At 66.9% G+C, this 13,185-nt stretch carries 9 protein-coding genes and 1 pseudogene; 5 read left to right on the top strand and 5 right to left on the bottom strand.

The features are described 5' to 3' along the window. Positions 1–42 precede the first annotated feature (42 nt). The 3 genes from msrA (at position 43) to AC0LPE_RS13720 (ending at position 2,506) form a co-directional block, all read left to right on the top strand. Positions 43–564, top strand: coding sequence for a peptide-methionine (S)-S-oxide reductase MsrA (gene msrA, locus AC0LPE_RS13730; protein WP_016696069.1), 522 nt, complete (start codon positions 43–45; stop codon positions 562–564). 121 nt (positions 565–685) lie between these two features. Then, complete coding sequence (locus AC0LPE_RS13725; protein ID WP_172414966.1) at positions 686–832, top strand: hypothetical protein; 147 nt, start codon at positions 686–688, stop codon at positions 830–832. A gap of 78 nt (positions 833–910) precedes the next feature. Beyond that, positions 911–2,506 carry an FMN-binding glutamate synthase family protein gene (locus AC0LPE_RS13720; RefSeq protein WP_490604673.1) on the top strand — a complete coding sequence of 532 codons (1,596 nt, stop codon included), beginning with the start codon at positions 911–913 and terminating at the stop codon, positions 2,504–2,506. Positions 2,507–2,543: 37 nt separating this feature from the next. Here AC0LPE_RS13720 and AC0LPE_RS13715 read toward each other — a convergent pair. Further along, positions 2,544–3,420: pseudogene (locus tag AC0LPE_RS13715) on the bottom strand (cyclopropane mycolic acid synthase family methyltransferase). Between the two features lie 181 nt (positions 3,421–3,601). Then, complete coding sequence (locus AC0LPE_RS13710; RefSeq protein ID WP_253250087.1) at positions 3,602–5,014, bottom strand: WS/DGAT/MGAT family O-acyltransferase; 1,413 nt, start codon at positions 5,012–5,014, stop codon at positions 3,602–3,604. Positions 5,015–5,358: 344 nt separating this feature from the next. On the opposite strand from AC0LPE_RS13710, the gene AC0LPE_RS13705 reads away from it, so the two are divergent. After that, complete coding sequence (locus AC0LPE_RS13705) at positions 5,359–7,251, top strand: alkyl sulfatase dimerization domain-containing protein (protein WP_160875890.1); 1,893 nt, start codon at positions 5,359–5,361, stop codon at positions 7,249–7,251. Between the two features lie 8 nt (positions 7,252–7,259). Here AC0LPE_RS13705 and AC0LPE_RS13700 read toward each other — a convergent pair whose 3' ends face one another. The 3 genes from AC0LPE_RS13700 to AC0LPE_RS13690 all read right to left on the bottom strand — a co-directional run bounded on the left by AC0LPE_RS13700 (position 7,260) and on the right by AC0LPE_RS13690 (position 10,712). Next, complete coding sequence (locus tag AC0LPE_RS13700; protein WP_016696076.1) at positions 7,260–8,243, bottom strand: TIGR00341 family protein; 984 nt, start codon at positions 8,241–8,243, stop codon at positions 7,260–7,262. A 73-nt stretch (positions 8,244–8,316) separates the two neighbouring features. Further along, on the bottom strand, positions 8,317–10,104 hold the full coding sequence (locus tag AC0LPE_RS13695) for an ABC transporter ATP-binding protein/permease (RefSeq protein ID WP_490606353.1): 1,788 nt from the start codon (positions 10,102–10,104) through the stop codon (positions 8,317–8,319). A gap of 110 nt (positions 10,105–10,214) precedes the next feature. Next, positions 10,215–10,712 carry a potassium channel family protein gene (locus AC0LPE_RS13690; protein WP_253250086.1) on the bottom strand — a complete coding sequence of 166 codons (498 nt, stop codon included), beginning with the start codon at positions 10,710–10,712 and terminating at the stop codon, positions 10,215–10,217. 174 nt (positions 10,713–10,886) lie between these two features. Between AC0LPE_RS13690 and ppsA the strand changes: the two genes are divergently transcribed. Further along, entirely contained in the window at positions 10,887–13,172 is a 2,286-nt protein-coding gene (ppsA, locus tag AC0LPE_RS13685) for a phosphoenolpyruvate synthase (RefSeq protein WP_490604672.1), read from the top strand. Positions 13,173–13,185: the final 13 nt, after the last annotated feature.

Raw genomic sequence — 13,185 nt, 5'->3', positions numbered from 1 at the left:
TGCCGCGACCCTCGTCTCGGTTCCACCTCCCGAGGAGGCGTAATGACCGATACACGCAAGGCGATTCTGGCAGGCGGATGCTTCTGGGGTATGGAGGAGCTGATCCGGAGGCAGCCCGGGGTGGTGTCGACGCGGGTCGGCTACACCGGTGGGCAGAACGATCACCCCACCTACCGCAACCATCCGGGGCACGCGGAGTCCGTCGAGATCGTCTACGACCCCGCACGGACCGACTACCGGGCGCTGCTCGAGTTCTTCTTCCAGATCCACGATCCGACCACCCTGAACCGGCAGGGCAACGACGTCGGGGCGTCCTACCGCTCTGCGATCTTCTACCTCGACGACGAGCAGAAGCAGGTCGCGGTGGACACCATCACCGACGTCGAGGCGTCCGGTCTGTGGCCCGGCACGGTGGTCACCGAGGTGACTCCCGCGAGCACCTTCTGGGAGGCCGAACCCGAGCACCAGGATTATCTCCAGCGCTACCCGAACGGGTACACCTGCCACTTCCCACGGCCGGGCTGGAAGCTGCCGAACAGTCGCATCGCCGACGCGGCGAACTGAGTTGCGCGCACGGGCAGTTCCACGGGGACTGCCCGTGCCGCCGGCAGCGGCTGCTCGTCGGTGTTTCCGCGCGTCCGTATCGTGGAAGTACGGTTCGGAACGACACGCGGAGGAGTGCTCGATGGGAATGTTCGGCAAGGTGATGAAGAGCGCCGCCGCGGTGAAGGCGATCCAGATCGTCCGACGTGAGGCGGCCAAGCCGGAGAACCAGCGCAAGGCCAAGGAGATGCTCGCCAAGTTGCAGCAGAAGCGCCGCGGTTCCCACTGATCTGCCGGTCGGGCGGCGAGTGTGGTCGCCGCTGTCCGACATGTGTGTCCCGCCGGGTAGGCGGAGAGAAGGTGAACCGTGCTGCGGTTCTTCCTCGTCGGTTTCCTGGGCCTGACCCTGGTTCTGGTCGGCGTGATCGCCGCCGTCGGAGGGTGGGTCTGGTGGGTGCTGGTCGTCCTCCTGACGTTCCTGCTGCTGGTCGGAATCTACGATCTCGTGCAGCGCCGGCATTCGGTGCTGCGCAACTATCCGGTGCTCGGCCACATGCGATATCTGCTCGAGAGCGTACGGCCGGAATTGCAGCAGTACTTCGTCGAGCGGAACTTCGACGGACGACCCTTCGACAGGGACGTGCGCACCGTCGTCTACGAACGCGCCAAGGGCATCCACGGCGAACTGTCGTTCGGCACCGAACGTGACATCTACGAGGTCGGCTACGAATACCTCGTGCACTCGACCGCGCCGGTGCCCGAACCCGACGAACCGCCGCGGGTGAGCATCGGAGGACCCGACTGCACGCGGCCGTACTCGATGTCGCTGCTGAACGTCTCGTCGATGAGTTTCGGTGCGCTGTCCGCCAACGCGATCCGGGCGTTGAACCGTGGAGCGGCTCGAGGCGGGTTCGCCCACGACACCGGAGAGGGTGGCCTGACGCCGTATCACCTCGAGGGCGGCGGCGACCTGGTCTGGGAGATCGGATCCGGCTACTTCGGGACGCGCGACCGCGACGGCAGATTCGACCCGACGGAATTCGCCGACAAGTCGGCCCACGACCACGTCAAGGCGATCTCCCTCAAACTCAGTCAGGGTGCGAAGCCGGGCGTGGGCGGTGTTCTCCCGGCAGCGAAGGTGAGCGAGGAGATCGCACGCTATCGAGGTGTGCCGGCCCACGAGAAATGCATCAGTCCCGCAGCGCACACGGTCTTCACCACGCCGCGCGAACTGGTCCGTTTCCTCGCCGGTCTCCGCGAGCTGTCCGGAGGGAAGCCCGTCGGTTTCAAGCTCTGTGTCGGATCCCGCATCGACGTGCTCGCGATCTGCAAGGCCATGCTCGCCGAAGGGACGACCCCCGATTTCGTCATCGTCGACGGAGCGGAGGGTGGCACCGCCGCAGCACCCCTCGAATACGAGGACAACGTGGGTCTGCCGCTCACCGACGGACTGATGACCGTCCACAACGCACTTGTGGGTACCGGATTGCGCGACCGGATCAGGATCGGCGCGAGCGGCAAGGTCGCGACCGGAAACGACATGGTGAAGCGGCTGATCCAAGGTGCGGACTACACCAACTCGGCGCGGGCGATGATGATGGCGCTCGGATGCATCCAGGCGCAGCGGTGTCACACGAACAGGTGCCCGGTCGGCGTGACGACCCAGGATCCGAAACGAGCACGGGCGCTCGATGTGGCGGACAAGGCCTTACGGGTGCAGCGGTACCACGCGAGCACGGTGCGGCAGGCGATGCAACTCATGGCGTCGATGGGCGTCGGTGAACCGAGCGGACTCACGACGGACATGCTCCGGAAGAAGTTGTCGCCCACCGTCGTCCGCTCCTACACGGAGCTCTACGAGTGGCTCGCTCCGGGCGAACTGCCGGCAGATCCGCCGTCGACGTGGGCGGCGGACTGGCGTGCCGCCTCGCCGGATTCGTTCCGTCCCCGGTCCCACCTGTGACGAGCTCCTGCTCGCGACGAACTGGTGCAGGTCCTCATCATCGGGGTCGCTGCTTCACGAGCGTGAACTGCTGGACGTCGATGAGACGCCGTCGGAAGTTCGCGGCGCAACCGGTCAGATACCGGATGTATCGCTGGTAGACCTCCTCGGAGGCCATCCGGACCGCGTCGTCGCGACGTGCCTCGAGGGCCTGCGCCCACAGATCGAGTGTGTGGGCGTAGTGGGGCTGCAAGGACTCGATGTTCTGCACCCAGAAACTGTTTCGGCTGTGCGCCGGTGATGACCAGGTCCCGGTCGGGGAGCTGCCCTCCGGGGAAGATCTCCCTCATGATGAACCGCAGGAACAGAGCGTCCTCGCGGGTGACCGTCACCTTCATCGCCTCGAGCTGGGCACGGGAATGCCCGACGATGGTGTGCAGCAGCATCCGGTCGTCGGCGGGCAGGATGCGGGAGGCGCGTTCGAAGAAGGTGTCGTACCGCTGTCGGCGGAAATGCTCGAACGCTCCGATGCTGACGATGCGGTCCACCGGCTCGTCGAACTCCTCCCAGCCCTGCAGGCGAACCTCCGCGGTACGGCCACCGGACGACATCGCCGAGAGCAGACCGGACACGTGTTCGTACTGGTTGCGGCTCAACGTCAGACCGATGACGTGCACGTCGTATCGCTCAGCCGCCCGCATCATCGTCGAGCCCCACCCGCAGCCGATGTCCAACAAGGTCATTCCGGGCCGGAGATCGCACTTGCGGAGAGCAAGATCGACCTTTGCGATCTGGGCCTCCTCGAGGCTCATGTCGTCGCGCTCGAAGTAGGCGCAACTGTACGTGCGCGTGGGGTCGAGGAACAGTTCGAAGAAGTCGTCGGACAGGTCGTAGTGGGTCTGGACCTTCTCGTAGAACGGCGTCAGCTTCTGCATTCGGACCTACTCTCCGCGAGGAGTGGGACGCGAGTTCCTGTGTCGGAATCCACGCTTCCCGTGGGGCACACCGCTATCGGTCGATAGTGCTCCGGCAGAGTGCCTTCTCACACGAGAACGGCGATTCCTGGGGGAGTTGTCCGACTCGGGCACACGAGTGCCTGGCGGCTACCCCGCGGCGTCAGCCCGCACGGACGGATGCCCCGTCGGTGACCGGCACGATGTCGAAGGCGTCCTCGAGCGCGTCGAGGGCCGCGTCGAAGTGATCGAGCAGGGGCTGCAGTTGCGGCAGGCTGCGACTGCACGAGGTGAGCCCGAAAGCGATGGCGTCGTCGGTGCTCGTGCACGTGATGTTCAGTGCCTGACCGTCGACGGGTACGGACAGCGGATACACAGCATCCACACGAGCACCGTTCCAGTACAACGGATCCGGCGAACCCGGCACGTTCGAGACGATGACGTTGAAGGGTGGTCGCGGAAGCGCGCGATTGCGCGTGAGGATCCCCACCGCCAGCGGCGCGACGCCGAGTGCACTGGCCGCCAGCCGGGACAGGGAGGACATCCCCTGCATGGAGGCCTTGCCCTCCGTCGTCGATGCCGACACCCTGGCCAGCCGGTCGGCCGGATCGGCGAGATCCGTGCCCATGTCCGCCATCAGGACACCGAGTTCGTTTCCGGCGCAATCCTTGTCGGGTCGCAGGCACACCGGGACCATGGCCACGAGCGACTTGTCGGGCAACGCCTCCTGCTCGATCAGGAAGGCGCGCAGTGCTCCCGACGACATGGCCAGAACGACATCGTTGACGGTCGCGTCGGCCGCTCTCGCGACGGCACGCAGGCGGGCCAGCGGCCACGAGCGGGCGGCGAACCGGCGCGTCCCCGAGATGGGCACGTTGATCACGGTGTTCGGTGCGGCCAGCGACAGTGATCCGCCTCCGCCGCGCAGCGCCCTGTTCACGGTGCCGGCCAGTGCAGGCACGAAGCCGGTGACGTCGGCCGTCGCCGTCCGCACCGCCTGCATCGCGGCCTCGGGAAGATCGAGCGCGGTCCCGGAGGAGTGGGAGCGGCTCGGCGCGTCGAAGGGTGCCCACGGTGCCGGCATGCCGGTCCGTTCGGAGTCCGGGCTCAGGGCGCGGCGCAGCAACTTCATGGCGCCGACACCGTCGGCGAGGGCGTGGTGGATCTTGGTGTAGACGGCGAGCCTGCCGTCCGCGAGACCTTCGATCACGTGCATCTGCCACAGCGGCCGGCTCCGATCGAGCAGCGTGCTGTGCAGCCGGGAGACGAGATCCCAGAGTTCGTCGAGCCCGCCGGGCTGCGGCAACGCGTTGCGTCGTACGTGGTAGCTCAGGTCGAAGTTCGCATCCTCCTCCCAGGCCCACTGACCGAAGGTGCCCAGGGAACGGACCGCGCGCTTGCGCCACAGCGGCGCGACCTCGCCGTCCTCCGCGGCAGCGGTGAACAGTGCCCCCAGATCCGCGGCGGTCGTGCCTTCGCGTGGCCGGAGAAGGATCAGTCCGCCCACATGCATCGGATGATCGCGGGACTCCCCGAGGAGAAACATCGAATCGGTGGGCGACATGGGTGGACGCATCGGCACATTTCCTCCGCCCGGATCGCCGGGCAGTTCGTGACGAGGCCCCCTGCTGCCCCGTCGACATGTGCGTCAAACCATGACCCCCGTCACAGGTTTATGACGCGACACAACTAATACGCGATGCCGGGTCGTATCGCCAAGTCCGGACGCCCGATTTCCGGCCGAAACGAGAATTGTTGTCCGATTTTCGAACTCCGGGAGGTCTCGCTACCGCCGATCGATCTGGACGGAAGCCGTGATCCGGGAGCGCGTACGGAAATACAGTCGAGGACAGGAACGGAAATCACGAACTCGACACTCCCTGCTGTGCCGGGTCCCGCAGATCACCCGGAAGGATCGCGATGTCCGACCCATCGGCCGACATGCCCGCCGCAGTCCGGAACACGCAGGTGGATCGATCACTGCCCTTCTCGGACGTCCAGGATTTCGACGACGTCGATCGCGGTTTCATCGCGGCTCTCGAACCCGGGATCGTGAGGAACACCGATGGCCACGTCGTGTGGGACAGCGATTCGTACGCATTCCTCGACGACGACTGCCCTCCGACGGTGAATCCGAGCCTCTGGCGGCAGTCGCGACTCTGCGCGCGGCAGGGATTGTTCGAGGTCACGGAGCGTATCTACCAGGTGCGCGGTCTGGACCTGTCGAACATGACGCTCGTCGAGGGCGATACCGGCGTGATCGTCATCGATCCACTGATCTCCGCGGAGACCGCTGCGGCGGGTCTCGCGCTGTATCGGGCGCATCGCGGTGACCGCCCGGTCACCGCGGTGATCTACACCCACAGCCACATCGATCACTTCGGTGGCGTCAAGGGTGTCACGACGGTCGAGGACGTCGCAGCCGGGCGATGCCCGGTCCTGGCACCGGCCGGCTTCGTCGAGCACGCCGTCGCAGAGAACGTGTACGCGGGCACGGCGATGGGACGCCGCGCTGCCTACATGTACGGAGCGGCGTTGCCACGAGGTCCTCGCGGTGCCGTCGGTGCGGGATTGGGACCGACGACCTCGACCGGAACGCCGACCCTGATCGCTCCGACGATCGACATCGAGCACACGGGGCAAACGGAGACGGTCGACGGGGTCGAGATCGAGTTCCAGATGACACCGGGCACCGAGGCCCCGGCGGAGATGAACTTCTACTTCCCACAGTTGCGGGCCCTGTGCATGGCGGAGAACGCCACCCACACCCTGCACAATCTGCTGACGCTGCGCGGGGCGCTCGTGCGGGATCCGCACGTGTGGTCGCAGTATCTGACCGAGTCGATCAACCGGTTCGCGTACCGCTCCGACGTGCTGTTCGCCTCGCACCACTGGCCGACCTGGGACACCGAGCGCCTGACGGAGTATCTGTCCCTCCAACGCGACCTGTACGGCTATCTGCACGATCAGACGCTGAGGGCGATCAACAAAGGGGCCACCGGAATCGAGATCGCCGAGTCGATCGAACTGCCACCGGCGATCGAGAAGGTGTGGCACACGCGCGGCTACTACGGCAGTGTCAGTCACAACGTCAAAGCCGTCTACCAGCGGTACATGGGCTGGTTCGACGGCAATCCCGCCCACCTGTGGGAGCACCCTCCCGTCGAATCGGCGAAGCGGCACATCGAGTTCATGGGCGGCGCCGATCAGGTCCTGGAGAAGGCCCGCCGCTCGTTCGAGGACGGCGACTTCCGGTGGGTCGCGCAGGTGCTGAACTACGTGATCTTCGCGGACCCCGACAACGCGCAGGCCAAGGCGCTGCAGGCGGACGCGCTCGAACGACTCGGCTTCGGTTCCGAGAACGGCACCTGGCGGAACTTCTTCCTCATGGGCGCCTACGAACTCCGCCACGGTGCGATCGGCACGCCGACCGTCACCGCCGCCCCGGACATCGTCGGTGCGCTCTCGATCGAGCAGCTCTTCGACGCGCTCGCACTGCGTGTGGACGGTCCGCGGGCATGGTCGACGACGTTGACGATCGACTGGAACCTCACCGACGAGAACATCGTGCATCGCACTCAACTGCGAAACGGGCTCCTGGTGCACTTCGACACCGACGGCTCGTTGCCCGCGCCGGACACCACCATCACGCTGACCCGATCGCTGCTCGTCGCGGTGCTGCTCGGCGGCGCCGACCCGACGCCGCTCGTGGCGGACGGCAGCATCACCGTCGACGGGGTGGACGGCGTACTTGCGACGCTGGTGAGCGTGCTGGACGAACCCGACCCGGACTTCGCGATCGTCACTCCCTGACCATTCGCTCACTCCGGTTCGACCCGTTCGATGTTCGCGCCCACGGTATGGACGAGCTGCAGGGTGGGATCCCAGGGCAGGACCGCATCGACCGCGGCGTCGAGCTCGTCCAGGGGTGGTAGCTCGGCCGGGCCGAGCACGGAGACGACCACCGTGGTGCCGTGCCAGTCCACCCCGGTGACCTCCGCGTCGGGTGTCCCGTCGAGCCACCGCGTGGCCTGCGCGGAGATCTGCCGTGCCCACAACGACGCCATCGAATTGACGACCATCGGCACCGCGACGACGACCAGTGCCACCGCGAGGACGGCGTAGGCCCGTCGCCACCGGGGGCGGACGGTCTCCGCCGCCTCCCGGGAGTAACCTGCGGCGACGAGAACCGCTGTGGCCGTGATGATCAGCGCGACCACGTTGGATGCGAACAGCACGAAGGCGCCGAGCGCGAGTGTCGGTGCGCCGGAGCCGAGGCAGACACCGACCACCGCGAGCGGAGGCACCAGCGAGATCGCGATCGCGACCCCGGGCAGGACGTCCCCGACGTCGCGGCGTGTCACCGCGATCGCCCCGACCAGTCCTGTCGCCATGGCCGCCGTCAGATCCATCAACGTCGGCGACGTGCGACCGAGGACCTGCGAGTTCGACAGGACATTGCCCGGGTTCGCGAGCACCTGGGCGAAGACGACCCCGAGGAGGACAACCAGGACGATGCCGCCGAGGATCCGGGCGACGCTGCGCGCGATCAACACACCGCGTCCGACCGCGATCCCCAGGCCGACCCCCAGGATCGGGGTGGACAACGGCGCGACGATCATCGCCCCGATCACGGTGGCCGTCGAATCACTGACCACCCCCGCCACAGCGATGACCGCCGAGAGGGTGAGCATCGTCCAGAACGCCGACCGCTTCGCCTGCCGATCACCGACCGACAGATCCAGACGCTCGTCGAGTTCCGTCAGGCTGCGTCGCTGGGACTCGGGCACAAGAGTGTCGAACATTCACGCACCTCCCGGAAGAGTCGTCGGGTCCGGCCGGATCCGACACCGCGGCACCGACGGTCGATGGCGGGGATCATCGCGACTTCTCCAGGTCGGAGACCACCCAGCGTCCTTCGCCGCGGAGTTCGAGGACGCGGTCGTGGAAGGCGTCGAGAGTGCTCCGATGCCCGACGCTGACGATCACGGCGTCCGGCAGCGCTTCCCGCATCGTCCGGTACAGCGCGTGTTCGAGACCTTCGTCGACCGCGGCGGTGGCCTCGTCCAGGAACACGATCGCCGGGGACGACAACAGGATGCGCGCGAATCCGAGCCGTTGCTGTTCGCCGGGGGAGAGGGTGCGCGCCCAGTCGGTGTCGAGTCGTTCGGCGAGATGTCCGAGCGCAACGGTCTCGAGCGCCGTGCGTAGCGCGGCGTCGTCGTGATCCGCCGCGCGGGGATAGGTGACGGCATCGCGCAGGGTGCCCAGCGGGAGGTAAGGGTGCTGGGACAGGAACAATCCGTCCCCGGTCGGTCGGTCGACCTCACCGCGCGCATACGGCCACAGTCCCGCGATCGTGCGGAGCAGTGTGGTCTTCCCGCTGCCCGACGCTCCGCGCACCAGAAGCGCCTCGCCCGCGTCGACACCCAGCGACAGGTCGGTGACGAGCGGGTCACCTGCCGGGGTCTCGACCGACAGATCCGTCAGCTCCAGCCGATCCTCCTGCGCCCGCACCGAGACCGAGGGCAGTTCGGCGGCCTGATGCGTCGTGTCGAGCAATCCGTTCAGGCGGATCGTCGTCGCGCGGAACGCCGCGAAATCGTCGTACGACTCGCGGAAGAACGACAGGGAGTCGTGTACCTGCCCGAACGCGTTGCTCGTCTGCATGACGTCACCGAGGGTCACCTGGCCGGCGAACAAGCGGGGTCCCTGTACGAGGAACGGGAAGATCACCGCGGTCTGGTTGACCGCCAGGTTGAAACCGTTGAACTTCAGCGTCCGGAACACGATGCGCCACCAGTTGCGGATCACTGCGGCGAACCGCGCGAGCAGGCCACCGCGTTCGACGCCCTCACCCCGGTAGAACGCGATGGATTCGCCGTACTCGCGCACCCGCACGAGCGCGTACCGGTAGGTCGCGCCGAGCTTCTCGTTCAGGAAGTTCAGCATGATCAGGGGACGGCCGATCCAGAACGCGACCGCTGTGGTGACGAGAACGTAGACGATCACGAGAAACACCATCGCGCGGGGGAGCTCGGTACCCAAGATCGTGATCGGTCCCGACAGATCCCACAGGATGCCGGTGAAACTGACGATCGACAGGACCGCCGTCACCGCTCCCATCGACAGCACCCGCGTGGTCGTGACGAAATTCGTGATATCGACCTGGATGCGCTGATCCGGGTTGTCGACCGGCGACGAGACGAACCGATCCTTGTAGAAGGAACCCGACTCCAGCCAGTCGTCCACGAGGCGTTCGTTCAGATGCGTCCGCCACCGGATGTCGAGGGTCTGCGCGAGGAGATAGTCGACGAGCGCTCGCACCACATGGATCGTCGCCAGGACCGCGAAGATCCGCATGAAACGCCAGAAGGCGGACTCGTCCAGATTCTGGATCGCCGTGTAGAAATCGTTGTACCAGTAGGAGAACAGCACGCTCATCCGCACGGCGAACACCGTCAGCAGCAACACGATCGCGGCCAGGACGAGACCGCCGGCGCCGTTGCGCGGGTCGAAGAAGGACGTGGCGATGCGCCACCACTGGCGACCCCAACGCGTGAACCGCACGAGCGCGGCGATCACGGCGACGAAGACCAGGGCAGTGATCGCAAACGCTTTCGCCGTCCACACGACGCTGTCGACGACGACGGTTCCCCAATCCAACATGTCGACCTCCGACAGGCGTCAGTGGAGTCGCATCCCTACAAGGATCACCCCACCGGCCGCAATGGAATGCGAAGTTGTGGAATCCGGTGGACGGAACCGGGGATCTTTCACCCCTCGTCGTCACCGCGGCTGCGCCGCCGCCACTGCACCGCGGCCGCGAGCAACCGGATCCCGACCGCGAAGAAGATCAGATTCGCGACCATCTGCACCGACACCACGGCGCGCGCTGCCTCGGACTCGGCGGAGATGTCCCCGAAACCCACCGTGGCGAAGACCGTCAGGCAGAAATAGAGCGCATCGATGCGGGACAGCGGCTCGGAGAAGTTGTCCGGAGCGACGATCGACATCCGCAGATAGACGGTCGCGAACAGCACGAGATGCAGGGACACGACGCTGATGAGCGCCTCGATCGCCTGCACCGCCGGATACTCCGCGGCGAGAATCCTGTGGACCTGCCACCCGCCGACGAGCAGGACCACGACACCGCCCCCGACGAGGAGCAGAACGTCGGACAAGCCCGTGACCTGATCCAGGGGAACGGAGAAATACACGCTGACCAGCACGAGCGCGGTGAGCGCGGGTCGCGCCAGCGCAGACAGGATCAACCGTCTCCGCTCCCGCGGATCAGGTGTGCGCGGAGGATCGGCCACGGTCGTCCCCGTCCCGGAATGATGACCTTTGCCCCTACGGTATCGATCGGGCCGGGGCGACGATGGGAAGACCGAGTAACCGATCCGGCCCGAAAGGTCGATGCGGGGCGGGAGTGTGGGGAGTCGTCGATGACCGAACACGAACTGTGGGTCCGACCGATCGCGGAGGTGGGTGCCGCCGACGCACCGACGGTCGGTGGCAAGTCTGCGAACCTCGGAGAACTCACCCGCGCAGGCTTTCCGGTACCGCCGGCCTTCGCCGTCACCACCGACGCCTATCTCGACGCCATGGCGGCGGCCGGCGTCCGATCCCGGTTGGCGGCCGAGGCGGTACCCGCCCCCGACATCGACGACGCCACCCTGATACGCACCTCCGCCGAACTCGCCGCTCTGGTGACGGGTTCGACCGTCCCGGACAAGATGTGCGCGGCGATCGTCTCCGCCTACGAGAGTCTCGGTCCCGATGTGCCGGTCGCGGTGCGGTCGTCCGCTCCTGCGGAGGACGCCTCCGACACGTCGTTCGCCGGGATCCACGAGTCCTACACGAACATCATCGGTGCCGACGCGGTGATCCGCGCGGTGCAGGCGTGCTGGGCCTCACTGTGGTCCGAACGTGCCCGCACCTACCGAGGGCTGCGCGGGGTGACCGACGAACCGTCCATCGCCGTGGTGGTCCAGGTGATGGTGAAGTCCGAGTCGTCGGGTGTCGCGTTCACGGCCGACCCGCGCACGGGCGAACTCGATCGCATCGTCGTCGAAGCAGCGCTCGGTCTCGGTGAGGTCGTCGTCGGCGGACAGGTCGAACCCGACACCTACGTCGTGGCGAAGGACGGTTTCGAGGTGCTCGACGTGCACCTCGGTCATCAGGAATTCCGCATCACCTCCACCGACAGCGGGGACAGTCGCGTCGCCGTCGACCCCACGCGCCGCACCCGGGTCCTCGACGACGAGCAGCTCCTGCGCGTCGCACGCCTGGCGGCCGGAGTCGAAGAACACTACGGGCACCCCCAGGACCTCGAGTTCGCGTTCGCGGACGACGAGCTGTGGATCGTGCAGACCCGCCCGATCACCACACTCGATCGACCGTCGATTCCCGCTCCGTCCGGCAACGGCGAGGCGCGACCGCTGCTGACCGGTCTCGGTGCGGGCCCCGGGACGACGACCGGCCGCGTGCGGGTGCTGCACGAACTCGTCGACGGGAAGAAACTCGGCGACGGTGAGATCATCGTGGCACCGATGACCAGACCCGACTGGCTGCCGATCCTGCGCCGCGCCGGTGGCATCGTCACCGACGGCGGTGGCATCACCTGCCACGCGGCCATCGTCGGACGGGAACTCGGCAAGCCCGTCGTGGTCGGTGCACGTACCGCCACCACCGATCTGCACGACGGGCAGCTGATCACCGTGGACGGCAACGTCGGTGTGGTGTTCGACGGGGCGGTCCACACCGCCGAGCGGCCCGCGGCGACGACCTCCGCGCCGGCGACATCGACTCTCTCCGCCGAGACTGTGACGGCCACAGCGGTCTACGTCAATCTCGCCACCCCCGACGCCGCGGAGGCGGTCGCCGCGACCGATGTCGACGGCGTCGGTCTGCTGCGCGCCGAGTTCATGATCACCGAAGCGCTCGCGGGGGAACATCCCTCGCACATGATCGCGCAGGACCGTCGCAACGAGTATGTGGAGAAGATGGCGGGTGGCCTCGCGCGGATCGCGGCGGCGTTCGCACCGCGTCCGGTCGTGTACCGCGCGATCGACCTGCGCAGCAACGAGTTCGCCGACCTCGAGGGCGGTGAGGTCGAACCCCACGAAGAGAACCCGATGATCGGCTACCGCGGATGCTTCCGGTACATTCGGGATCCGGAACTGTTCTCCCTGGATCTCGATGTGCTGCACCGGGTTCGGAGCGCGCACCCGAACGTGCACCTGATGATCCCGTTCGTGCGCACCCGCTGGGAACTGCGGGACTGCCTCGTCCAACTCGACCGGCATCCGCTCGGCTCCGACCAGCGCTTGCTGCGCTGGATCATGGCCGAGGTCCCGTCGGTCGTCTACTGGTTGCCGGAATACGCGAAGCTCGGCATCCACGGTGTGTCCATCGGAACCAACGACCTCACGCAGTTGATGCTCGGGGTGGACCGGGACTCGGAGGTGTGCAAGGACCTGTTCGACACCCTCGACCCTGCGGTGCTCGACGCGATCGATCACATCATCGAGCGGGCCTCGGCCGCGGGACTGACGACGTCGCTGTGCGGTCAGGCCGTGTCGACGAGCACCGAACTCGCGGAACATCTCGTCCGGCGCGGTATCACCTCCGTGTCGGTCGCGCCCGACGCCGCGGCGCAGACGAGACGGACGGTGGCGCGAGCGGAACAACGCATCCTGCTCGACCGCGCCCGGAGCGACGGGACGTGACCGGCGGGGATCA

This window comes from Rhodococcus sp. S3 (assembly GCF_058211795.1).
This window is presented reverse-complemented; position numbering and strand designations above follow the sequence as displayed.